This window comes from Halomonas sp. E19 (genome assembly GCF_052439355.1).
GTDB lineage: Bacteria > Pseudomonadota > Gammaproteobacteria > Pseudomonadales > Halomonadaceae > Halomonas.
Window position 1 is genome coordinate 3,611,338 of the sequence record NZ_JBNFWU010000001.1, and the last position, 21,529, is coordinate 3,632,866.

Here is a 21,529-nt window from a genome sequence, read left to right on the forward strand (position 1 = left end):
CGAAGGGTGACAGGCCAGGTAGAGATCAACTTCATGAAAATCAAAAAGGTGGCGCAGGTCGACGCCGACTTCTTGGGCCAGAGTGTGCGCCGCCTGTGCCCCGGTGACCCAGACGTCGATCAGCCCGGCGCGCAGGCGCCCCAGGTTCTCGCGCTCGGCCGTGGCCATGATCACCGGAACACCCTGTTCGATGACGTATTCCCCCACCGCATCGGCGCGGAACCCCCACGCGCAGGCCGGAAAGCTCGTCGAGCGTGGCCGCTCGTACGCGGGAGCCAGGCCGGGTAAAGGCGGCCCAGGTGCTGGTCGCCAGCGGGCCGATCCAGATGAACAGCGGCTCACGCTCAGGGGTGCGGGTGGTGGAGTAGACGCAGTGGCGCTCGCGCAGCTGGGCCTCGGTGAAGGCGCGGGCCCAGGGCAGCAGGCGGAAATGCGCGGACAGTCCGGCGGATTTCAGGGCCTGGCGCAGGCGCTCGGTCGAGCGCCCGGTGATGCTGCCGTCCGCGGCGCGATGGTTGTAGGGCGGGTAGTCCTCGGTGTTGAACACGATGTTGCTGCCGAGGATATCGCCCAGCACGCCGTGGCGGTTCAGCGCATCCAGGGCCTGCTGCATCTGGTCGACCAGCGCCGGGTCGGTGTGGCGGTGCAGGGCGTAGTAGAGGTCCGATTCGCTGATCGTCAGCACCGGCATGTAGTCGGTGGTGGGCAGGCCATGCTCCTGCATCAGCCAGAAGGCCACGTCCTCGCTGTAGGCCCATAGCTCGACCCGCCCGTGCTCCAGCATGTGCATGGCGCTGACGTTGGAAATGGCCACCTGCAGCTGGCGCGGCGGTACGCCGGCCTCTTCAAGGCGCTGAGCGCCGATGTCCTCGCGAATCACGGCGACGCGGTAGTCGGCGTCGATCAGTTCGTCGAGGTTCTCCAGCGTGATGCCGCTGTCGCGCCGCGCGATCAGCGTGACGCGGTCGGTGGCGATGGGCCCGACCCACTGGAACAGCGCTTCGCGCTGCTCGGTGCGGGTGGTGGAGAACAGTACCGTGCCAGGTTCGGTCAGCGCCGTATCGTAGCCGCGCGCCCAGGGGTAGTAGCGGATGTCGTCACGCGACAGGGTCGCACCGGTCAGCGCGAAGATGCGCTCGAGTATCTCGATGGAGATGCCCTCGAGATGGCTCTCGCGCAGGTAGTTGTAGGGGGTACTCTTCGGTGATGAAAGTCAGTCCTTCCAGGCCGGCATGGGTCGGCGCCGCAAGCCAAAAACCGAGCGCCGCCAGCCATCCTCTCTTGCGCATGCGCAGCCCTCTTGCCGTGTTCGCCGTGCTGACTCATCGCGGCAATGTGCTGCACCGCTGTCGGCGCTCCTTGCCGAATGTATCAGCGCATGGCCTCAAGCAACGATAATGCAACGGCCCGCAGGAGAAGGGAAGATGATGTCCCTGCCCCCGGGGGATGAGGCGCTATCGGGCTTTGTGGGCACGGTGCCTGGCGCTCATGGCGCGGGTTCCAGGCGGAAGACGCGGCCGCTGTCGCCGCCGATCAGCACGTAGAGCAGGCCGTCGGGTCCCTGGCGTACGTCGCGTACCGGCCCGAGGGAGGCGTCGAGCAGTGCTTCCGCCTCGGCCACCTCGCCGGCCGCGATCTCGAGGCGATAGAGCTGCCCGCTCTCCATGCCGCCCACCAGCAGGTGCCCTTCCCAGGCCGGATAGTGCCGCCCGTCGACCACCGCCAGCCCTGAGGGCGAGCCCTCCTCGGCGAAGCGATAGGTGGGCGCGATCGCCTCGTCGTCAGCGAACAGCTCGCCGCTGGCCAGGTCGTCGAGGAAGTCGGCGCCGGCGGCTTCGGCATCGTCGCTGCCCTCCGGCCAGCCGTGATTCTCGCCCGCGCGAAGCCGCAGCAGCTCGGCGGGACCGCTGTCGCGCGCCTCTACCGCCCAGACGTCGCCGCGCGCGTCGACGGCCAGTCCCTGCACCTGGCGGTGCCCCCAGGAGTAGAGTTCGGGCAGGTAGCCGGCCTGCTCCAGCAGCGGGTTGTCCTCGGGGGCCAGGCCCTGCGGGCCCAGGCGCAGCACGGCTCCGGCGTGGTCCTGGGTGTCCTGGGCCCGCGCCGGCTCGCCGCGGTCGCCGATGGACATCAACAGGGTGTCGTCGCCCAGCCAGGCCAGGCGGGCGCCGTCGTGCGGGCCGGGTTCGGAGCGCCGGTTCTGTTCGAACAGCGACTCCACCTCCACCAGCCGGTCGCCGGCCAGGCGCCCGCGGCTCAGCGCCGTGGCGGTGGACGCCGCGTCGCCGCTGGAATAGGTGAAGTAGAGCCAGCCGGTGTCGGCGTAGTCGGGCGATGCCACGATATCGAACAGCCCGCCCTGGCCCGCCGTCTGGATCTCGGGCAGCCCTTCGACCGCCTGGCGCTCGCCGTTGTAGAACGTCTGCAGCCGGCCCGTGCGCTCGCCGACCACCAGCAGCTCCCCGGGCAGCACGACCAGGCTCGAAGGGTCGTCGAGACCCTCGGCCATGGGCACCAGGCGCAGGTCCAGGTGCTCGGTGCGCACGGCCGTTTCCTCGGCCTGGGCCGCCGTGGCGACGAGGGCCAGCGCCAGCAGCGTGGCGCCCTTCAAGGCACGTATCATCGGTGTCCCTCCTGTCGGACTGTTCTCCCAGTGTAGTGAACGAGGCTCGAACGTCATGGCGAAACGAATACCTGCTAGGCTAGGCGCCTTCGGGCAGGGCCCTTGGCTCAAGGAGAACGGCAAATGGGCGTGATTCCTGCGGTGGGCAGCAAGCCCCGGCAACGCGCGTCAAACAAGGAAATCTTCGGCTGGGCGATGTTCGACTTCGCCAACCAGGCTTATACGCTGCTGATCATCACGGTAGTGTTCGGCGAGCTGTTCACCACCGCCGTGGTCGGTGACCGCGGTGACGACTTCCGACTGGCCAACCTGCTGTGGAGCCTGGCGCTGGCGCTGAGCTACCTGCTGGTGGTGCTGACCGGCCCGCTGTGCGGGGCGGTGATGGACTACCAGGCGTCGAAGAAGCGCTTCCTGTTCGCCAGCTACCTGGCGACCGTCTTCACCACGGCGATGCTCTACTTCGTGGCGCCGGGCTATGTGGTGCTGGGGCTGCTGTTGATCGTGGTGTCCAACTACGCCTACTCCATGGGCGAGTCGTTCATCGCCGCCTTCCTGCCCGACCTGGGTCCGCCCGAGGACCTGGGCAAGATCTCCGGCTTCGGCTGGGCGCTGGGCTACGTGGGTGGGCTGTTTGCCGCCGGCTTCACTCTGGTGGCGCTGGGCGAGGCCACGCTGGAGAACTACGAGCGCATCCGCTGGGTGGGTCCCTTCGCCGCGGCGTTCTTCCTGGTCACCGCCATTCCCACCTTCCTGTGGGTGCGCGAGCGCGGCACGCCCCAGCCGCCGGGCAAGCCCTATCACCGCATCGCCTGGGAGCGGGTATCGACCACGCTGCACGAGCTGCGCCACTTCCGTGACCTGGGTATCTTCCTGGTGTCGCTGCTGTTCTCCATGGCCGGGGTCTACATCATCATCGCCTTCGCCTTCATCTACGGCGCCCAGGTCATCGGCTGGGACGAGCCGATTCGCAACCTGATGTTCATCATCGTGCAGATCACGGCGGCGGCGGGGGCGCTGGGCTTCGGCTTCATCCAGGACCGTATCGGCACCAAGGTCACCTACCAGCTGACGCTGCTGCTGTGGGTGGCGGCGGTGCTGGCGATCTGGGCGACGCCGGAGGTGACGGCCTGGCTCAACGCGGCCTTCGGCCTGGCCTGGGAGCCGCAGCACCTGTTCCTGTTCGTCGGCTGCTTGGCGGGGCTTTCGCTGGGGTCCAGCCAGTCGGCCAGCCGCGCCTTGGTGGGGCTGTTCTCGCCCACCCGCAAGGCGGCCGAGTTCTTCGGCTTCTGGGGCCTGGCCAACAAGCTGGCCGGGGTGCTCGGCATCGTCGGCCTGGGCCTGCTGCAGGCGGTAGTGGGGCTGCAGGCCTCGATCCTGCTGTGTGCGGCGCTGTTCCTGGTGGCCATGACGATCTGCCTGGCGGTGAACCAAGCCCGCGGCCAGCGGGCGGCAGCCGAGTGGGAGGCGCGCAACGGCCAGGCCGTGCCGCCGGAGGGGGCAGCATGATGCTCGACCCTGGCTGGTACTGTTGGTGGCGGCAACCTTTCTGCTGGCCGGCACCGTCAAGGTGTGGTCGGCATGGGCATGCCGACGGTCTCGCTGGCCCTGCTGGCGGCCACGGTGGGGCTGCCGGCGGGCATGGCCCTGCTGCTGGCGCCGACCATCGTCACCAACGTCTGGCAGGCGCTGGTGGGCGGGTACCTGCGCCGGATCGTGCAGCGTCTATGGCCGTTTCTGCTCGCCTCTGTGGTTACCGTGTGGCTCGGCGTGAACGTGCTGGCGCGGGTCGAGGTGCGCTGGCTCACCGGCCTGCTGGGTGCGCTGATCGTCTTCTACGCGCTGGCGGGGTTGCTGGAGCTTGGCCTGGCCAAGTGGGTCAGCCGCGGCCGTCATGCGGCCCCGGTGAACGGGGCGCTGACCGGCCTGCTCACCGGTATGACCGGGTCGTCGGTGTTTCCCGGCGTCGCCTACCTGCAGTCGCTCGGGCTGCCGCGCGACATGCTGATCCAGGCCATGGGGGTGCTGTTCGTCGTTACCACCCTGGCGCTGGGGCTGGCCATGGGCGAGCAGCGCCTGCTCAGCCTGGAGCTGGCGGCGCTGTCGCTGGGGGCGGTGGTGCCGGCCCTGCTCGGTATGCAGCTTGGCCAGCGGCTGCGCCGACGGCTCTCCGAGGCGACCTTCCGGCGCGTTTTCCTCAGCGGCCTGCTGGCCATGGGGCTCTACCTGCTGGGCCGCGCCCTGCTCGGCTAGGCCGGCCGTTACTCGGCGAGGAAGGCGCGGATCCTCTCGCCGGCCTGCTCGATGCCCATTACCCCGTCGAGATGCCCCCGGCCACCTTCCAGCGTGACCCGCTCGACGCGGGCGCCGCCGGCCTCGATCAGCTCGGCCGTGCGGCGCACTCCTCCGGGGTGAAGACGAGGTCGTTCTCGCTGTAGATCACCAGCGTGGGGGCGTCGATGCGGGCCAGCCCCTCTTCGAGGCTCTCGCCGTGGCCGGTGATGAAGGCCTGGTTGGCCTTGACCAGGTAGAGCAGGTGGTTGGCATCGGCCTGCTCGGCGCGGGCCATGGCCAGGTCATCCAGGGTCTGTTCGATGGCGTAGCGTGCGTCGAGCTCGCGGGTGGGGTCGGCGCTCGCGTCGGCCGGGCTGCGATCGAAGGTGGCGTTGGCCCATTGCCAGTGGTTGGCATTGAGTGTCACCAGCTTGAGCGCTTCACGCAGGCCGTCGAGCGGCGGTTCGCCGTCGTAGTAGTCGCCCTGGTTCCAGCGGGAATCCAGGCGGATAGGGCGCGGCCCGGGTGTTAAGCACCGCCAGCAGCCAGGGGTCGGCCATGCCGCTGCCGATCACTGGGATCAGCCGTTCGACCCGCTTGGGGTAGGCGCTGGCCCATTCATAGGCCTGCAGCGCGCCCATGGAGGGGCCCATTACCGCATGCAGCCGCTCGATGCCGCGGCTTTCCAGCAGGGCCTTCTGCACCTCGACGAAGTCGCGGATGGTGACGAGCGGGAAGGCGGTGCCCCAGGGCTTGCCGGTCTCCGGGTGGGGGTGGCGGGTCCGGTGGTGATCACGTTGGGGTCATGGGCGTTGAGGTTGACCAGCGTGTCCGAGGCGATGATGTAGTAGCGGTCGGTGTCGAGCGGCTTGCCCGGGCCGATGATGGCATCCCAGTAGCCGGGGGCGGGGTCGTCCTCGGCATAGCGCCCGGCGGCATGGCTGGTGCCGGAGAAGAAGTGGGTGATCAGGATGGCGTTGTCCTTTGCCTCGTTGAGCGTGCCGTAGGCTTCCCAGCCGATGCGCAGCGGGGCGATGGTGTCGCCGCCGACGGTGGTGTAGCTGTCCATCTCGAACACCTGCTTTTCGACCAGGCCGTCCCAGCCCCAGGCCGGCAGGGCGACGAGCAGGGCGCCGGAGAGCGCCCCGGCGAGGCTCGTGCGGCGCAGGGAATGGTGGCGGGAATCGGCAGTCAAACCTGCATGACACTCTTGCATGGGGCTATCCTTGTGTATGCCTTGTTCTTGTGGGGCCCGGAGGGCTGCCGCCTTCCATGGAGGCAGGACGAAAGGACGGCGCTTCCCATTACAGTCAGCCCGCCGGCGGGCGTCAATGCGCGGGGCGCGCCAACAGCCAGGGGAGGCCGCTATGAAACGACAGACAGGCGCCGTGCGCGGCGCCGGACTGAGCATGATGCTGCTGTTCTGGCTGCTGTTCATCGCGGGAGGCAGCTGGTGGCTCCACGGCTTTCTCGAACAGCAGCGCAACCCCAACGCCCACTTGGTCAATGCCACCAGCGGCCAGGAGGGGCCGATCGTGCTGGAGCGCAACCGTTCGGGCCACTTCATGGCGACCGGGCGCATCAACGGCGAGCCGGTGGAGTTCCTGCTCGATACCGGCGCCACCTACGTGGCCGTACCGGCGGAATTCGCCGAGCGGCTCGGCCTGGAGCGGGCCGGCTCGGCCTGGTTCAACACCGCCAACGGGCGGGTGCGCGGCGACCTCACCCTGCTTGATGAAGTGAGCCTGGGCGGCTTTACTGCAGCCCAGGTGCGCGGCTCCATCAGTCCTGGCCTCGAGGGCGATGTCGCCCTGCTGGGCATGAGCTTCCTGAATCGCTTCGATATCGAGATTCGCGGCACCCAGATGCGGCTGCAGCCGGCCGGCGAGTGATTGCCCTGGGCGGCGGCCCGCCTCCTGGCGCACCTGGTCCGCGCCGGGCATCCAGCAACCACCCGAGGCGTAGATGGCGAAACAAGCCCGAGGGCGCAAGGCCGAGAGGCCCCACGAGATTCCCCGGCCGGGATGGCTGGACGTGGTGTGGCGAGTGAAGCAGCAGCTGAGCGACGACCGGGTCAACATGCTGGCCGCGGGCATCGCCTTCTATGCGCTGCTCTCGTTGTTTCCCGCCCTGGCGGCTGCCATCTCCCTGTGGGCGCTGGTGCTCGACCCCGGTGACATCGCTCGGCAGATCGGCGAGATCAGCCGCTTCATGCCGCCGGGAGGCGCCCGGCTGATCCGCGAGCAGGCCAGCGAGGTCAGCGCCAATACCGATACCGGACTGAGCCTCACCGCCCTGTTCTCGCTGGCGGTGGCGCTTTTCGTGGCCTCCAAGGGGTGCGGGGCCTGCTGGTGGGCCTCAACGTCGTCTACGGCGAAGAGGAGCGGCGCGGCTGGCTGTTGCGCCTGCTGGTGGTGGCGACCCTGACCGTGGGGCTGATCGTCATGATCCTGGTCGGCACCGGCTTCGTGGCCTTCTTTCCGCTGCTCACCGGGATGCTCGGGCTGGAGGGCCCCGCCGTCAGGGTGATCAACTGGCTACGCTGGCCGGGGCTGCTGCTGATGATGATGTTCGTCATCGCGGTGCTCTACCGCTACGGCCCCTACCGCACCTCGCCGCGCTGGGAGTGGGTCAGCGTAGGCACCGTGGTGGCCACGCTGCTGTGGCTGCTCGGCTCGGGGGGCTCTCCTTCTACGTCGGTTACATGGCCAACATCGATGAGCTCTACGGCTCGCTGGCCGCCGTGGTGATCCTGCTGCTGTGGTTCTGGCTTTCTGCCTTCGTCGTATTGTTGGGCGCAGAGATCAATGCCGAAATGGAGCGCCAGACCCGCCATGACACCACCGTAGGTGCGCCCAAGCCGATGGGCCATCGCGGCGCCTATGCTGCCGACACCCTGGGCGAAAAGCGCCCTTGGCGTCAGGACGACACCGACAAGGAGATTCATCATGACGCTGCTTCACCGCCTGGGCATCGATTACCCCGTGTTCCAGGCGCCCATGGCCGGCGTGCAGGGTGCCGCGCTGGCAGCGGCCGTGTCGCAGGCCGGCGGGCTTGGCGCCCTGCCTTGTGCCATGCTGTCCCCCGACGCCATGGTCGAGGAGATCGCCCGCATCCGGGCCTGCACGACACGGCCGCTCAACGTCAACTTCTTCTGCCACACCCCGCCGTCGGTCGAGCCGGCGGCGCTGGCGCGCTGGCAGGATGCCCTCGCCCCCTACTACGCGGAGCTTGGTCTCACGCCCGATACCTCGCCCGGGGTCGGGCGGCGGCCCTTCGATGCGGCGGCCTGCGAGGCGCTGGCGCCGTTTCGCCCCGAGGTGGTGAGCTTCCACTTCGGTCTGCCGAGCCGCGAGCTGGTGGAACGGGTCAAGGCGTGGGGCGCGCTGGTGGTGTCCTCGGCCACCACGGTCGAGGAGGCGCGCTGGCTCGAGGCCAACGGTGCCGATGCGATCATCGCCCAAGGACTGGAGGCGGGCGGTCACCGCGGCATGTTCCTGACCGACGACCTCACCACCCAGCTCGGCACCTTCGCGCTGCTGCCCCAGGTGGCGGCGGCGGTGAAGGTGCCGGTCATCGCCGCCGGGGGTATCGCCGACGCCCGTGGCGTGCAGGCGGCGCTGGCGCTGGGCGCCCAGGCGGTGCAGGTCGGCACGGCCTTCCTGTGCTGCCCCGAGGCCACCACCGCCAGGCTGCATCGCCAGGCGCTGCAAAGCCAGGCGGCCGCGCATACCGCACTGACCAACCTCTACAGCGGCCGTCCGGCGCGTGGCATCGTCACCCGGCTGATGCGCGAGCTGAGCCCGCTCAGCGCGGCGGCGCCGCCGTTCCCCCTGGCCGCCGCCGCCATCGCCCCGCTGCGCAGTGCCGCCGAGGCGGCGGGCAGCACGGACTTCTCGCCCCTGTGGGCCGGGCAGAACGCCTCGGGCTGTCGCGAGGAGCCGGCGGCTAGCGTGCTGCGCGCCCTCGTCGCCGGGCTGGACTGAACCTGCTGCCCGGCAGGCAAGGGGCTGTTATCATGGATGCATGAACAGTATCCCGCCTGCCGCGGCGCCGACCGCAGCGCTCGACGACCCCTACTATTACTTGGTGAACTTCCGCTTCGTGCTGCGCTGGGTGGAAGCGCGCCATGCTGCGCTGCTGATTGACGCCGAGCGCGACTTCGCCTGGCACCTTCGCGCGCCTGCCCCAGCCGGCCCAGGCCCTGCTGGTGCGCATGGTGATGCGCAAAGGCGAGCTGTTTCGCACCGCCCGGCTCGGCTATGCCGAGATCGGCGACCCGGCCGCGGCGTTGGCGCCGCTGGTCGAAGCCGGCCTGGTCGAGGACGACCCCGCGCTTTCCCTGGCCGACCTGTTCCGCCTGCTGCGCCTGGCCGAGCTGCGTCGACTGCTGGCGGAAGAGATGGCTACCTTGGGGCTTGCAGCCTCCGCCAGCAAGGGGTGCTGCAGGCCGCGCTTGCGTCCCAGTTGGCACAGGTGCGGCGGCTGTCCGAGTGGCGGTCGCAGGCGCCGGGGCTGCTCGAAGGTGAGCAGCTGGTCCGGCTGCGGATCCAAGCGCACTGCGACCGGCTGCGGCTGATGTTCTTCGGCAACCTGCGCCAGGACTGGGCGGAGTTCGTGCTCACCGAGCTTGGCCGGCAGCGCTTCGAGCCGGTCACCTTCGGCCCCGAGTCGCGGGCCTTCCATCACCGCTGCGAGGTCGATGGGTACCTGGCCCTGCATCGCCTGCGCGAGCGCCTGGAGGCGGGAGAGGTCGCGGCCACGTTGGCCTCTGAAGTGCCGGCGGTGCCTACCGACAGCTCCTGGCTGCAGTCACGTCGCGCCCGGCTATGCCTGCATTTGGCACGACAGGCCGAGCGTGACGGCGAGGAGGTGTTGGCGCTGACGCTCTACCAGCAGGCCGGCGACGGCCCGAGCGGGCTGGCCGAGGCGCGCATACGCCGGCTGCGGCTGATGGAGCGACGCGGCGACTTTGCAGCGGCATTTGCGCTGGCCGCGTCTGCCGAGTCGCCGGGCGAACAGGAAGCCCAGGCCCTCGGTCGGCTGCTGCCCCGGCTGAGGCGGCGGCTGGGCCTGGCGGCGCAGCCGCCCGAGCCGGAACCCGAGACCCCGCGCTGGCGGCTCGAACTGCCCCGGGCGGCGTGCGTCGAGCGGGCCGTCTGCGAGCACCTGGGCCGACCCGAGGCTCCGGTGGTCTACGTGGAAAATCTGCTGCTCAACGGCCTGTTCGGGCTGCTCTGCTGGCCGGCCCTGTTCGCGCCGCTGCCCGGCGCCTTTTTTCACCCCTTCCATGCCGGGCCGGCGGATCTCTATCGCGACGACTTCGTGTCTCGCCGGCGTGCGCTGTTCGAGACCTGCCTGGCGCATCTGGACGACGGCAGCCACGCCCAGGCCATCCTCGCCACCTGGCGTGACAAGCAGGGGATCGCCTCGCCGTTCGTGCACTGGGAGGGGCTTAGCGCCGAGCTGCTCGAACGTGCCCTGGCGGCCATCCCCGCGGCCCACCTGCGCGCCTGCTTCGAGCGCTTCCTGGGTGACCTGCGCGTCAACCGCGCGGGGCTGCCCGACCTGATCCAGTTCCTGCCGCCGGGCGAGGAGGGGCGCTGCGCTACCGCTTCATCGAGGTGAAGGGCCCCGGCGATCGGCTGCAGGACAACCAGCGCCGCTGGCTGGCCCACTTCCATGCCCACGGCATTCCGGTGGCGGTGTGCCAGGTGGTCTGGTCTGCAGCCTTGCCCGCGCCGTGACTTCCCTACCTGCTGCGCCGCGCTATCGTCTTGCCGTGCGCACCCTGTGCGACTTCACGGCGCGCGAGGGCGACCTCGACCACCGTTTCACCCCGGCGCCCACGGCGCTGGAGGGCATCGCTGGGCATGCCCGGGTGGCGGCACGCCGGGGTGAGTCCTACCAGCGCGAGCTGCCGCTCTGCGGCACCTGGGAGGGGCTTGCGCTGAGCGGGCGTGCCGACGGCTACGACCCCGTGGCCAATCGGCTGGAGGAGATCAAGACCTACCGCGGCGACCTGTCGCGCATGGCCGCCAACCAGCGGGCGCTGCACTGGGCGCAGGTGCGGGTCTACGGCGCCCTGCTATGCGCCGAGCGCGGGCTTGCCACGGTCACCCTGGCGCTGGTCTACCTGGATATTGCCAGCGAGCAGGAAACGGTGCTCACCGAGCAGGCTACGGCGGAAGAGCTGGCCGGCTACCTGGCCGGCCTGTGCCGGCGCTTCCTGGCCTGGGCCGAGCAGGAGGTGCGCCACCAGGCAGGCCGTGACGACGCCTTGGAGCGGCTGGCCTTCCCCCACGCGGCGTTTCGTTCGGGTCAGCGCGAGCTGGCCGAGAGCGCCTACAAGGCGGCCGCCACGGGGCGCTGTCTGCTGGCGCAGGCCCCGACCGGCATCGGCAAGACGCTGGCCACCCTGTTCCCCTTGCTCAAGGCGATGCCGCGCCACAAGATCGATCGCGTCGCTTTCCTGACCATGAAGACGCCGGGGCGCCGCCTGGCCCTGGCGGCCCTGCAGCAGCTGGGTGCGCAAGACCCGGCCGAGCGGCTGCCGCTGCGGGTGCTGGAGCTGGTGGCGCGGACCAAGGCCTGCGAGCATCCCGGCCGAGCCTGCCATGGCGAGGCCTGCCCGCTGGCCCGCGGCTTCTACGACAAGCTGCCCGCCGCGCGCCAGGCCGCGGTGGCACACGGCTGGCTCGACCGTGAGGCGCTGCGCGAGGTGGCGCTCGCCCATGGCGTCTGTCCCTATTACCTGGGCCAGGAGCTGGCGCGCTGGTGCGATGTGGTGGTCGGCGACGTCAACCACTACTTCGATGCCGCGGCCCTGCTGCATGGCCTGGCCCAGGCCAACGGCTGGCGCCTGGCGCTGCTGGTGGACGAGGCGCACAACCTGGTGGAGCGTGCGCGCGGCATGTACAGCGCCGAGCTGTCGCAGCGCCACTTCAGCCGCCTGCAGCGCCATTCGCCCCCGGCGGTGGCAAGCCCGCTGAAGCGGCTGATTCGCCAGTGGCAGGCGCTGCTGCGGGCCGAGCCGGGGCAGGGGGAGCGATGCCTTCGAGGCTGACTATTGCCTGCTGCCGGGCCTGCCGGAAAAGTTGATCGCTGCGCTGCAGCGGCTGGTCGCGGCCATCACCGACCACCTGGCGGCGCACCCGGCAGACGCCGACCCGGCCCTGCAGGAGTGCCTGTTCGAGGCGCTGGCCTTTCTGCGGCTGGCGGAAACCTTCGGCGAGCATTCGCTGGTGGACCTAGCCCGCCGGGGGCGCGGCGACAGCCGGCTCGGCCTGCGCAACCTGGTGCCGGCAGATTTCCTGGCCGCGCGTTTCGCCGCGGCTCGCTGCGTGGTGCTGTTCTCGGCGACCTTGGCGCCGCCGGCCTACCACCGCGACCTGCTGGGGCTGCCGCCCGATACCGCCTGGCAGTCGGTGGCGTCGCCGTTCCAGCCCGAACAGCTCGAGGTGCGCCTGGTTACCGACCTCTCGACGCGGCTGGCCGACCGCAGCGCTTCGCACGGACGCATCGTCGCCGAACTGGCCGGGCAGTACGCCGCACGTCCCGGCCTCTATCTCGCCTTCTTCAGCAGCTTCGCCTATCTCGACAGCGTGCTGGAGCGCTTTCGCGAGGCACACCCCGCCATTCCCGCCTGGGCGCAGCAGCGCGGCATGCAGGAAGCTGAGCGCGACGCCTTCCTGGCGCGCTTCCGGCTCGGCGAGCAGGGCATCGGCTTCGCCGTGCTGGGCGGCGCCTTCGGCGAGGGCATCGACCTGCCCGGCGAGCGGCTCATCGGCGCCTTCATCGCCACCCTCGGGCTGCCGCCCTTCAGCCCCTTTCAGGAGGCGCTGAGGGCCCGGCTCGATGCCCGCTTCGGCCGCGGTTACGACTACGCCTACCGTATTCCCGGCCTGGTCAAGGTCATCCAGGCGGCTGGCCGGGTCATTCGCGGGCCCGAGGATCACGGTACGCTGCTGCTGCTCGACGATCGCTTCGCCCGCCGCGAAAACCGGGCGCTGATGCCCGACTGGTGGCGGCTGCCCTGAAGCAGTACTTACTCCACGTCAACATTTCGCTACAGTTTCGGTTTGTTACCCGCCGGGCTCGCATGCTAGTCCTATAAGGACACACCGTTTGGACAAGGAGACGTCTGATGGGAATTGAAGTAGGCGGCCTGCTGGGCCTTATCTGGCTGATCATTCTGGTTTGGGCCATCGTCAAGGTGGCCAAGAGCGGAGCGGGGCCGATTGCCAAGCTGCTATGGATCCTGGTGCTGCTGCTGTTCCCGCTGCTGGGGTTGATCATCTGGCTGCTGATGGGGCCGAAGGGATAGCCGGCCGGGGTAGGGTTGGCCCGGGGTTCGCCCCGGCCGCTCTGGCCTCTACGCCCTGCCCCCTTCACTCTTGGCGTCTTCCACGACCTGCCGCCTGCAACCCGCTGTCGCTTTCCAGAACTTGCCCTTGGCAAGAAGCGTTAGGGGCAACTGGGTGGGTCACCCACTCGCACGCGACCGAAGTTGCTCAACACCAGCTGGCTACCCTGACCGTGGCGGCCACAGAGACGAAAGGTGCCATTGTAGCCCGTGGGCCTGCCCAGTGGGCCATAGCGCACGCGCTTGCTGTTGCGGCTGTAGCTGATGCTGACGCCGCGGCCGGCGTCGACCACGCGCAGCAGCGCGTCCGCCTGGTAGGCCTCGCCGACAAGCGGGCCGAGCACGATGGCTAGCGGTGCGCTCCAGTCGTTGCTGCTGCAATGGGTGAGATCGGGGCTGGGGCAGACGAAGACCTCGGTGCGCCGGGTGATGGCCGTGTTGCGCGCCAGCGCCAGAGCGACCCGGATCCGGTGGGCTTCGGCCACCACTTCCTGGCGAGCCGTCAGCGACTGGTAGCCGGGGCGGCCCAGCCGAGCAGCACGCTGGCGATGACCAGTACCACCAGCAGTTCGACCAGCGTCAGCCCAGCCTGGCGGTGGGCAGCACGACGGCATGCGCTGCGCAGGGCGGCGAGGGGATTCGACGCATCACGGCCTCCTTGAGTGAGGGGCTCGGGAAAGCTTCACTCTAGCCGAGATGCGGCGGCGCTCTATCAGCCATTGCTGATAGGGGCGTGCGTCAACCGCCCCTTGTGCTGCCCGCTTATTCCGAGGGCTTCTGCTCTTCCAGGAAGCGGTCGCGGTGGGCGCTGCTGCAGAACCACTCGCCCTGTTCGCGCAGGGCGTCGGCTTCAGGCACGTGCACCTTGCACCAAGTGCAGCGCACCATCTGGCCGCCCTCCTGGTGGCTGCCATCTTCCAGCTGCCCCTCCTGGCCGAGCTTCCATTCGCGATACATGCGATAGAGCTTTAGGCCGGCGAAGAACAGCGCGGCGAAGATGATCAGGCGAATGATCAATAGGTTCATCCTTTTCTGGCTCCCTGGTGGGGGCTAGCGGCTTTGCCAGCCGGACGCCCTTGCGGGACAATGGCATGACTTCGAATTCTCAAGAGATTTCTACGCCCATGCAAGACTTGACGCTGGTGATGGCGCAGCTGGACCCGCTGGTCGGGGACATCCCCGGCAACGCCGATCGTGCCATCGAGGCCGTTCGCGAGGCACGCATCGAGCATGGTGCCGATATCGTGGTATTCCCCGAACTCTTCCTCAGCGGCTATCCGCCCGAGGATCTGCTGCTGCGCCCTTCCATGGAGACCCGCCTGCGCGAGGCGCGTTCCCGCATGGCGGCCAAAATGTCCCGCGATGTGCTGGTGATCATCGGCTATCCGGGACGCCGCGAGGGCCAGAACTACAACCTGGCCGGACTGCTCTACAACGGCGAGTGGATCGGCGAGTACGCCAAGCAGGTGCTGCCCAACTACCAGGTGTTCGACGAGCGCCGCTATTTCGCCACCGGCGAGCAGCCGCTCGTGCTGGAACACAAGGGCGCCAGGCTTGGCGTGCTGATCTGTGAGGATCTGTGGGAAGGCGGGCCGGTCAGGCGCGCACGGGATGCTGGCGCCGAGATCATCGTGACCCTGAACGCGTCGCCCTACCACCAGGACAAGCCGGCCGAGCGCCTGCGCCTGCTCGAGCAGCGTGCCGCCGAGGTGGCGCTGCCGCTGGTCTACGTCAACACCATCGGCGGCCAGGACGAGCTGGTGTTCGACGGCGGCTCGGCCTGCGTCGATGCGCAGGGCCAGGTGCGCGTGGTGGCGCCCTACTGGCAGGCGGGGCTGATGCCGGTGCAGTTCGTGCAGGAGAGCGGCGCCTGGGTGCCGGTGGACGGCGAGATCGAACCCCTCGAGTCGCCCGAGGAGAGCCTCTACTGCGCGCTGGTCAGCGGCGTGCGCGACTACGTCAACAAGAGCGGCTTCGAAGGCGTGGTGCTCGGGCTTTCCGGCGGTATCGATTCGGCGCTGTCGCTGGCCATCGCCGTGGATGCGCTGGGCCCCCAGCGGGTGCATGCGGTGATGATGCCCTACCGCTATACCGCCGATATCTCCCAGGCCGACGCCGCCGAGCAGGCGCGGCTGCTCGGCGTGCACTACGAGGTGCTGCCGATCGAGCCGATGGTAGATGCCTTCATGGCCACGCTGGCCGATACCTTCGCCGGCACCGAGCGCGACACCACCGAGGAGAACCTGCAGTCGCGCTGCCGCGGCGTGCTGCTGATGGCGATCTCCAATAAGAAGGGCCTGATGGTGCTGACCACCGGCAACAAGAGCGAGATGGCGGTGGGCTATGCCACGCTCTACGGCGACATGGTGGGCGGCTTCAATGCGCTCAAGGATGTCTACAAGACCTGGGTCTATCGCCTGGCCCGCTGGCGCAACGAGCAGGCGCCGGCCATTCCCGAGCGGGTGATCACCCGGCCGCCCTCGGCCGAGCTGGCGCCGGACCAGAAGGACAGCGACTCGCTGCCCGACTACGACACGCTCGATGCCATCCTGATGCGCTACATCGAGGGTGACATGAGCGCCGAGGCGATCATTGAGGCCGGCTTTGGCGGCGACGACGTGTACAAGGTGGTCAAGCTGGTCGATCGCAGCGAGTACAAGCGGCGCCAGGCGCCGGTCGGGGTGCGGGTGACGCCACGGGGCTTCGGCCGCGACCGGCGCTATCCCATCGTCAACGGCTGGCAGCCCGGCGACTGAGGTGATCCCATAAGAAGAAACCCGCGAGCAGGCTCGCGGGTTTCCGGTCTGGTGGCGGTGGCAAATCAGGCGGAGAGCGGCTGCGCCCTGACGTGCTGCGGCTGGAAGGTCCGGCCGCGCAGGCGGTCGTTACGCGGGTCGTTCTCGATCAGCACCTGCAGCACTTCGCGGGCGCGGTCGCGCATGTCGAGCCCCAGGTAGCCCTCGACCATCACCGCCAGCGCATCGCGGGTGGCTTCCGTCTGAGGGTAGTTCTCGATCACCCAGCGACCGCGCTCGACGGCGGCGAGGTAGGCGCCCTTGCGCAGGTAGAAGTCGGCCACGTGCAGCTCGTGGCGTGCCAGCAGGTTGCGCAGGTAGACGATACGCTGCTCGGCGTCGGGAGCGTACTCGCTCTGCGGATAGCGGCTGACCAGCTCGCGGAAGTCGGCGTAGGCATCGCGCGAGGCGCCCAGGTCGCGCTTGGAGATGTCGATCAGGCGCAGGCGTTCGAGGCTGAAGCGGCCTGCCTGCCATGAGGCCAACCCGCGCATGTAGAGCGCATAGTCGGCCTGGGGGTGAGTCGGGTGCAGGCGGATGAAGCGGCTGGCGGCGGCGCGAGTCGCCTCCCAGTCGCGAGTCTCGTAGTAAGCGTAGATCAGCTCGAGCTGCGCCTGTTCGGCGTGGCGGCCGAAGGAAAGCGCGTGTCGATGGCTTCGAGCCGGTTGATGGCCGTGGTGAAGCGCCTTGCGTCGAGCGCCTCCCGGGCCTCTTCGTACAGCTCCTGCTCGGCCACGCCGGCAAACTCGTCCTCGTCGTCGGTGGCAGCCCTGCCGGCACAGCCGGTGATCAGTGCCGCGGTCAGCAGCAAGGCGACAAGGCGTGTGGCGATGGGGGAAACGCGCATCGTGATCCTCGTATCTAACAACCCGGGTCGGCCATGGTAGAATCGACCGTAACCCGTCCACTATAAAGCACCCGGCGTCAAAACGCAGTCCTGCGGTGCCGACCAGCGATGACCCTATGCCCCAGACCGTCGAAGCTCAGCAGCGCATCCTCTCACCCTTGCCGGCGCGCGCCTCGATCAGGCGGCGGCCGAGCTTTTCGCCGAGCACTCGCGCGAGCGGCTGAAGGGCTGGATCAAGGAGGGCGCGCTGACCGTAGATGGCCGTCCCGGCAAGCCCAAGGATAAGGTGGCGGGAGGCGAGTGGCTGTGCCTGGCCGCCACCATCGAGGAGGACACTCGCTTCGAGCCCGAGGCGATGCCGCTCGACATCGTGCATGAAGACGACGACGTTCTGGTTCTCGACAAGCCGGCCGGCCTGGTCGTTCACCCGGCCGCCGGCAATCCCGACGGCACCCTGCTCAACGCGCTGCTTTACCACTGCCCAAGCCTCGCCGGGGTGCCGCGGGCCGGCATCGTGCACCGGCTGGACAAGGACACCACCGGGCTGATGGTGGTCGCCAAGACGCTGGCTGCCCAGACCGCGCTGGTCGAGCAGCTCCAGGCGCGCACCGTCTCGCGTGAGTACGATGCGGTGTGCCTGGGGGTGATGACCTCCGGTGGTACGGTGGACGCTCCCATCGGCCGCCATCCCAAGGACCGCAAGCGCCAGGCGGTGCATGCCGGTGGCAAACCGGCGGTGACCCACTACCGCGTAGTGGAGCGTTTCCGCGCCCATACCCACGTGCGATGTCGGCTCGAGACCGGGCGCACTCACCAAATCCGGGTCCATCTTGCCCATCGGCGCTTTCCGCTGGTGGGCGATCCCCTTACGGCGGCCGGCTCAAGCTGCCTGCGGGGGCCGGCGAGGAGCTCAAGACGCTGCTGCGGGAGTTTCCCCGCCAGGCCCTGCATGCGCGCAGGCTGGCCTTCCTGCATCCCGGCAGCGGCGAGTCGGTCGAATTCCGGGCGCCACTGCCCGACGATCTGCTGCTGCTGATCGACTACCTGCGTGACGACCGCGAGGGCTTCGCATGAGTGACGTGCTGCATCTGCGCCCCACCCGGGTGGTGCCGGACTGGCCGGCCCCGGCCAGCGTCGGCGCCTTCGTCACCACCCGTGAGTCCGGGCCTAGCCAGGGCGACTATGCCTGCTTCAATCCGGCCGACCAGGTGGGTGACAACCCGGCCCACGTGTCGCTGTGCCGCCGACTGATTGCCGCCGAACTCAACGACGACCGGCCGCTGCTGTGGCTCAAACAGGTGCACGGCGCGCGGGTGCAGCCGCACTACAGCGATGGCGTACCCGAGGCCGATGCTTCGGTGGCCTTCGATCGCGGCCATGCCTGCGTGGTGCTCACCGCCGACTGCCTGCCGGTGTTCTTCTGCAACCGCGAAGGCACCCGCGTGGGGGTGGCTCATGCCGGCTGGCGCGGCCTGGCCGGCGGCGTGCTGGAGGCCACCGTGGCGGCGTTGGGCGTGCCGTCGGAAGAGCTGATGGCCTGGCTGGGCCCGGCGATCTCCAACGCCCAGTTCGAAGTCGGACCCGAGGTGCAGCAGGCCTTCGTCGGCGTGCATCCCGAGGCGGCGGCGGCGTTCGATCCCAGCCCCTATCGCCTGGGTCATTACATGGCCGACCTCTACAAGCTCGCCCGCCTGCGCCTCGAACGGCTCGGCGTCGCCCATATCAGCGGCGGCCATTTCTGTACCGCCTGCGAGCCGCGCTTCTACTCCTACCGCCGCGACAACGGCCATACCCGGGGCGCCCGGGCGCCAGCGCGGATGAGCTGCGCGGATATCGGGGACCCCTCCGGGGCGGCGGGACAGCTTCCGTGCCACTTGTGAAAATAGCCCGCGCGACTGTCGGTCCAGCTCCTTGCTCCGGCCCCAGAGCAAGCACACGCTCCGTCCGACCGCGCACCGTCACCCCGGCCGGAAGGCGGCTGCGACTCAATTCCCCCCCACCCCGGCCGGCGGCCCTGATGTGCCGGGTCTGCCTGCCGCCCCGCCGTCTGCGGCCCAATCATCCGGTGGGGCTCCCCTGCACTGGCCGCTGCTGGGGCCAGCGACAACTGCAGGCACTGGGACAAAGGCGGCGGCAGGCTCTGCTCAAACACGGCCTGAGGCATCAGGCCTCTCAGAAACAGCTGCAGAGGAGCTGACTGATTCCTCTCTCTCTCTCTCACACTCACGAGACTTCAAACGGCTTCCTTCAACCTACTAGGCTACCGCTCCTCCTCATACCTACCCAATGCTAACTCATGACAGCACTCCTAACATGCCCTCAGACAAAGGCCTTTTGTGATGCCAAACTCACAGTAACAGCACTGCTACCAGGCCTTTGGAACAGAAATTATCAGTAACATTCACATTCACTCAGGCAGGATATCAAATATTAACACCAGAGAGCTTCCCGAGCTGGGGCTTCTCTCCCTCAGACTAACATAGACGCAGAATTTGAAACAGATCCTCAATCTTCTGACAACTGGAATCATGTGAACATAGAAACTGGATGCCACTGTCAGCAACAGACCGCTCCTACTGATGCCGAATCAATGATTAACATCAGCTCATCACCCATCATTCAGGAAGTTTGACTAACCTCAATAAAACCAGTACAAAGTTTCAGAATAAAGACGAAGAGCATGTCGCCTGGACAGCGAGCTACAGCAGCGAAGAACTGCGAGGTTTCCGCGGCGAGTTCGAGGAGCGCCTGAAGTCGGTGCTCAAGGAGCTGGCCCAGGAGGAGGGCCGGGTGATTCTGTTCATCGACGAACTGCACACCATGGTCGGCGCCGGCAAGGCCGAGGGCGCCATGGACGCTGGCAACATGCTCAAGCCGGCGCTGGCCCGCGGCGAGCTGCACTGCGTGGGCGCTACCACCCTCGATGAGTACCGCAAGTACATCGAGAAGGACGCCGCGCTGGAGCGGCGCTTTCAGAAGGTACTGGTCGACGAGCCCAGCGAAGAGGATACCGTGGCGATCCTGCGCGGGCTCAAGGAGCGCTACGAGGTGCACCATAACGTCGACATCACCGACGGTGCCATCATCGCCGCCGCCAAGCTCTCGACCCGCTATATCACCGACCGCCAACTGCCTGACAAGGCCATCGACCTGATCGACGAGGCGTCGTCGCGCATTCGCATGGAGCTCGACTCCAAGCCTGAGGTAATGGACCGCCTCGACCGCCGCCTGATCCAGCTCAAGATGGAGCGCGAACACCTCAAGAAGGAGACCGACGAAGCCTCAAAGAAGCGCCTCGAAAGCCTGCAGGAGCAGATCGACGAGCTCGAGCGCGAGTACGCCGACCTCGACGAGATATGGAAGGCCGAGAAGGCCAGCATCCAGGGGGCAGGGCAGTTCAAGGAGGAGCTCGAAAAAGCCAAGATCGAGCTGGAGCAGGCGCGCCGTCAGGGCGATCTCGGCCGTATGTCGGAGCTGCAGTACGGCGTGATCCCCGAGCTGGAGAAGAAGATCGCCGAGTCCAGCGAAGCCGAGGCCGATACCTCGAAGCACAAGCTGCTGCGCTCCAACGTCACCGAGGAGGAGATTGCCGAGGTGGTGTCGCGCTGGACCGGGATTCCAGTTTCCAAGATGCTCGAGGGCGAGCGCGACAAGCTGCTGCGCATGGAGGAGGCGCTGCACCAGCGCGTGATCGGCCAGGAGGAGGCGGTCACCGCGGTGGCCAACGCCGTGCGTCGCTCCCGTGCCGGGCTCGCCGACCCCAACCGGCCCAACGGTTCGTTCCTGTTCCTCGGCCCCACCGGGGTGGGCAAGACCGAGCTGTGCAAGGCGCTGGCGAGCTTCCTGTTCGATACCGAAGAGGCGATGGTGCGCATCGACATGTCGGAGTTCATGGAGAAGCACTCCGTGGCCCGGCTGATTGGCGCACCCCCGGCTACGTGGGCTACGAGGAGGGCGGCTACCTGACCGAGGCGGTGCGGCGCAAGCCCTACTCGGTGCTGCTGCTCGACGAGGTGGAGAAGGCCCATCCCGATGTCTTCAATATCCTGCTGCAGGTGCTGGAGGACGGACGTCTCACCGACGGCCAGGGACGTACGGTGGACTTCCGCAACACCGTGATCGTGATGACCTCCAACATGGGCTCGGACATCATCCAGCGCTTGGGCGGCGACGACGGGCAGTACGAGGCGATGAAGCAGGCCGTGATGGATGTCGTCGGCATGCACTTCCGCCCCGAGCTGATCAACCGCATCGACGAGGTGGTGGTGTTCCACGCCCTGCGCCAGTCGCAGATCGAGGCCATCGCCGGTATCCAGCTCGACCGCCTGCGCGGCCGCCTGGCCGAGCACGGTATGCAGCTCCAAGTCAGCCCCGCGGCCATGGCCCAACTGGCCCAGGTGGGTTTCGATCCGGTGTTCGGCGCACGGCCTCTCAAGCGTGCCATCCAGAGCCGCATCGAGAACCCGCTGGCGCAGGATCTGCTGGCCGGACGCTTTGTGCCCGGCGATGTCATACACGTCGAGGTGGAAGAGGACAACCTGGCGTTTCGTACCTGATACAAGACCCAACGCCTTAGATCAGTGCAACAGGGGCGTAGGGTCTACACTGCTTGATAGGTTGCGTCCTGTAAC

Annotated in this window: 21 protein-coding genes and 4 pseudogenes; 15 read left to right on the forward strand and 10 right to left on the reverse strand. The window is 68.2% G+C overall.

Annotation, left to right across the window (positions count from 1 at the left end):
- Positions 1-40: 40 nt before the first annotated feature.
- Together ACUDAL_RS19010 and ACUDAL_RS19015 are read right to left on the reverse strand one after the other, a co-directional pair.
- Positions 41-1,180 carry a substrate-binding periplasmic protein gene (locus ACUDAL_RS19010; protein WP_444679437.1) on the reverse strand — a complete coding sequence of 380 codons (1,140 nt, stop codon included), beginning with the start codon at positions 1,178-1,180 and terminating at the stop codon, positions 41-43.
- Positions 1,181-1,486: 306 nt separating this feature from the next.
- Positions 1,487-2,620 (reverse strand): PQQ-dependent sugar dehydrogenase, encoded by a 1,134-nt coding sequence (locus ACUDAL_RS19015; RefSeq protein ID WP_444679234.1) that lies wholly within the window; start codon positions 2,618-2,620, stop codon positions 1,487-1,489.
- A 123-nt stretch (positions 2,621-2,743) separates the two neighbouring features.
- Here ACUDAL_RS19015 and ACUDAL_RS19020 point away from each other — a divergent pair, with 123 nt between their 5' ends.
- A complete protein-coding gene (locus ACUDAL_RS19020) occupies positions 2,744-4,126 on the forward strand; it encodes an MFS transporter (RefSeq protein WP_444679235.1) in 1,383 nt (460 codons plus the stop codon).
- A gap of 72 nt (positions 4,127-4,198) precedes the next feature.
- The gene (locus ACUDAL_RS19025) at positions 4,199-4,870 is read left to right on the forward strand and encodes a sulfite exporter TauE/SafE family protein (RefSeq protein WP_444679236.1); all 672 of its coding nucleotides are present in this window, start codon (positions 4,199-4,201) and stop codon (positions 4,868-4,870) included.
- A gap of 8 nt (positions 4,871-4,878) precedes the next feature.
- Here ACUDAL_RS19025 and ACUDAL_RS19030 read toward each other — a convergent pair whose 3' ends face one another.
- The 4 genes from ACUDAL_RS19030 to ACUDAL_RS19045 are packed head-to-tail and all read right to left on the reverse strand — an operon-like array spanning position 4,879 to position 6,107.
- The gene (locus ACUDAL_RS19030) at positions 4,879-5,019 is read right to left on the reverse strand and encodes a hypothetical protein (RefSeq protein WP_444679237.1); all 141 of its coding nucleotides are present in this window, start codon (positions 5,017-5,019) and stop codon (positions 4,879-4,881) included.
- A complete protein-coding gene (locus tag ACUDAL_RS19035) occupies positions 4,998-5,318 on the reverse strand; it encodes a hypothetical protein (protein WP_444679238.1) in 321 nt (106 codons plus the stop codon). The genes ACUDAL_RS19030 and ACUDAL_RS19035 overlap by 22 nt, the downstream gene beginning before the upstream one ends.
- 13 nt (positions 5,319-5,331) lie before the next feature.
- Entirely contained in the window at positions 5,332-5,595 is a 264-nt protein-coding gene (locus ACUDAL_RS19040) for a hypothetical protein (protein ID WP_444679239.1), read from the reverse strand.
- The gene (locus ACUDAL_RS19045; RefSeq protein ID WP_444679240.1) at positions 5,544-6,107 is read right to left on the reverse strand and encodes a hypothetical protein; all 564 of its coding nucleotides are present in this window, start codon (positions 6,105-6,107) and stop codon (positions 5,544-5,546) included. The genes ACUDAL_RS19040 and ACUDAL_RS19045 overlap by 52 nt, the downstream gene beginning before the upstream one ends.
- 151 nt (positions 6,108-6,258) lie before the next feature.
- Here ACUDAL_RS19045 and ACUDAL_RS19050 point away from each other — a divergent pair, with 151 nt between their 5' ends.
- The 9 genes and pseudogenes from ACUDAL_RS19050 to ACUDAL_RS19090 all read left to right on the forward strand — a co-directional run bounded on the left by ACUDAL_RS19050 (position 6,259) and on the right by ACUDAL_RS19090 (position 13,217).
- Positions 6,259-6,783 carry a retropepsin-like aspartic protease family protein gene (locus ACUDAL_RS19050; RefSeq protein WP_444679241.1) on the forward strand — a complete coding sequence of 175 codons (525 nt, stop codon included), beginning with the start codon at positions 6,259-6,261 and terminating at the stop codon, positions 6,781-6,783.
- A 187-nt stretch (positions 6,784-6,970) separates the two neighbouring features.
- Positions 6,971-7,658, forward strand: a pseudogene (locus ACUDAL_RS19055) (YihY/virulence factor BrkB family protein); the annotation flags it as partial.
- A gap of 181 nt (positions 7,659-7,839) precedes the next feature.
- Complete coding sequence (locus tag ACUDAL_RS19060) at positions 7,840-8,877, forward strand: NAD(P)H-dependent flavin oxidoreductase (RefSeq protein WP_444679242.1); 1,038 nt, start codon at positions 7,840-7,842, stop codon at positions 8,875-8,877.
- A gap of 158 nt (positions 8,878-9,035) precedes the next feature.
- The gene (locus tag ACUDAL_RS19065) at positions 9,036-9,470 is read left to right on the forward strand and encodes a hypothetical protein (protein WP_444679243.1); all 435 of its coding nucleotides are present in this window, start codon (positions 9,036-9,038) and stop codon (positions 9,468-9,470) included.
- A complete protein-coding gene (locus ACUDAL_RS19070) occupies positions 9,470-10,519 on the forward strand; it encodes a VRR-NUC domain-containing protein (RefSeq protein WP_444679244.1) in 1,050 nt (349 codons plus the stop codon). Before ACUDAL_RS19065 ends, ACUDAL_RS19070 begins: the two co-directional genes overlap by 1 nt.
- Positions 10,510-10,638 (forward strand): VRR-NUC domain-containing protein, encoded by a 129-nt coding sequence (locus ACUDAL_RS19075; protein ID WP_444679438.1) that lies wholly within the window; start codon positions 10,510-10,512, stop codon positions 10,636-10,638. Before ACUDAL_RS19070 ends, ACUDAL_RS19075 begins: the two co-directional genes overlap by 10 nt.
- Positions 10,635-11,957, forward strand: a complete 1,323-nt coding sequence (locus ACUDAL_RS19080; protein WP_444679245.1) for a DEAD/DEAH box helicase — start codon at positions 10,635-10,637, stop codon at positions 11,955-11,957. The genes ACUDAL_RS19075 and ACUDAL_RS19080 overlap by 4 nt, the downstream gene beginning before the upstream one ends.
- Positions 11,958-11,988: 31 nt before the next feature.
- Positions 11,989-12,930 (forward strand): ATP-dependent DNA helicase, encoded by a 942-nt coding sequence (locus ACUDAL_RS19085; RefSeq protein ID WP_444679246.1) that lies wholly within the window; start codon positions 11,989-11,991, stop codon positions 12,928-12,930.
- Between the two features lie 107 nt (positions 12,931-13,037).
- Positions 13,038-13,217 (forward strand): PLDc N-terminal domain-containing protein, encoded by a 180-nt coding sequence (locus ACUDAL_RS19090; protein WP_444679247.1) that lies wholly within the window; start codon positions 13,038-13,040, stop codon positions 13,215-13,217.
- 140 nt (positions 13,218-13,357) lie between these two features.
- On the opposite strand, the gene ACUDAL_RS19095 is transcribed toward ACUDAL_RS19090, so the two are convergent.
- The 3 genes from ACUDAL_RS19095 to ACUDAL_RS19105 all read right to left on the reverse strand — a co-directional run bounded on the left by ACUDAL_RS19095 (position 13,358) and on the right by ACUDAL_RS19105 (position 14,282).
- Positions 13,358-13,741 carry a GspH/FimT family protein gene (locus ACUDAL_RS19095; RefSeq protein WP_444679248.1) on the reverse strand — a complete coding sequence of 128 codons (384 nt, stop codon included), beginning with the start codon at positions 13,739-13,741 and terminating at the stop codon, positions 13,358-13,360.
- A 17-nt stretch (positions 13,742-13,758) separates the two neighbouring features.
- Entirely contained in the window at positions 13,759-13,881 is a 123-nt protein-coding gene (locus ACUDAL_RS19100; RefSeq protein ID WP_444679439.1) for a prepilin-type N-terminal cleavage/methylation domain-containing protein, read from the reverse strand.
- 137 nt (positions 13,882-14,018) lie between these two features.
- Positions 14,019-14,282: a PP0621 family protein gene (locus ACUDAL_RS19105; RefSeq protein WP_444679249.1), complete on the reverse strand. Its 264-nt coding sequence runs from the start codon at positions 14,280-14,282 to the stop codon at positions 14,019-14,021.
- Positions 14,283-14,380: 98 nt separating this feature from the next.
- Between ACUDAL_RS19105 and ACUDAL_RS19110 the strand changes: the two genes are divergently transcribed.
- The gene (locus tag ACUDAL_RS19110; protein WP_444679250.1) at positions 14,381-16,012 is read left to right on the forward strand and encodes an NAD+ synthase; all 1,632 of its coding nucleotides are present in this window, start codon (positions 14,381-14,383) and stop codon (positions 16,010-16,012) included.
- A gap of 65 nt (positions 16,013-16,077) precedes the next feature.
- Here the strand turns inward: ACUDAL_RS19110 and ACUDAL_RS19115 are convergent.
- Positions 16,078-16,898: pseudogene (locus ACUDAL_RS19115) on the reverse strand (outer membrane protein assembly factor BamD).
- A gap of 116 nt (positions 16,899-17,014) precedes the next feature.
- Between ACUDAL_RS19115 and rluD the strand changes: the two are divergent.
- The 3 genes and pseudogenes from rluD to ACUDAL_RS19130 all read left to right on the forward strand — a co-directional run.
- Positions 17,015-17,972 (forward strand): annotated as a pseudogene (gene rluD / locus ACUDAL_RS19120) (23S rRNA pseudouridine(1911/1915/1917) synthase RluD).
- Positions 17,969-18,778, forward strand: coding sequence for a peptidoglycan editing factor PgeF (pgeF, locus tag ACUDAL_RS19125; RefSeq protein WP_444679251.1), 810 nt, complete (start codon positions 17,969-17,971; stop codon positions 18,776-18,778). Before rluD ends, pgeF begins: the two are co-directional and overlap by 4 nt.
- Before the next feature lie 844 nt (positions 18,779-19,622).
- Positions 19,623-21,454: pseudogene (locus ACUDAL_RS19130) on the forward strand (AAA family ATPase); the annotation flags it as partial.
- Positions 21,455-21,529 lie beyond the last annotated feature (75 nt).

Excerpts from the sequence above, each read along its gene's own strand:
- ACUDAL_RS19015 (WP_444679234.1), bottom strand. The coding sequence starts at position 2,620 with ATGATACGTGCCTTGAAGGGCGCCACGCTGCTGGCGCTGGCCCTCGTC.
- ACUDAL_RS19020 (WP_444679235.1), top strand. The coding sequence starts at position 2,744 with ATGGGCGTGATTCCTGCGGTGGGCAGCAAGCCCCGGCAACGCGCGTCA.
- ACUDAL_RS19025 (WP_444679236.1), top strand. The coding sequence starts at position 4,199 with ATGGGCATGCCGACGGTCTCGCTGGCCCTGCTGGCGGCCACGGTGGGG.
- ACUDAL_RS19045 (WP_444679240.1), bottom strand. The coding sequence starts at position 6,107 with ATGCAAGAGTGTCATGCAGGTTTGACTGCCGATTCCCGCCACCATTCC.
- ACUDAL_RS19050 (WP_444679241.1), top strand. The coding sequence starts at position 6,259 with ATGAAACGACAGACAGGCGCCGTGCGCGGCGCCGGACTGAGCATGATG.
- ACUDAL_RS19060 (WP_444679242.1), top strand. The coding sequence starts at position 7,840 with ATGACGCTGCTTCACCGCCTGGGCATCGATTACCCCGTGTTCCAGGCG.
- ACUDAL_RS19070 (WP_444679244.1), top strand. The coding sequence starts at position 9,470 with ATGTTCTTCGGCAACCTGCGCCAGGACTGGGCGGAGTTCGTGCTCACC.
- ACUDAL_RS19090 (WP_444679247.1), top strand. The coding sequence starts at position 13,038 with ATGGGAATTGAAGTAGGCGGCCTGCTGGGCCTTATCTGGCTGATCATT.
- ACUDAL_RS19105 (WP_444679249.1), bottom strand. The coding sequence starts at position 14,282 with ATGAACCTATTGATCATTCGCCTGATCATCTTCGCCGCGCTGTTCTTC.
- ACUDAL_RS19110 (WP_444679250.1), top strand. The coding sequence starts at position 14,381 with ATGCAAGACTTGACGCTGGTGATGGCGCAGCTGGACCCGCTGGTCGGG.
- pgeF (WP_444679251.1), top strand. The coding sequence starts at position 17,969 with ATGAGTGACGTGCTGCATCTGCGCCCCACCCGGGTGGTGCCGGACTGG.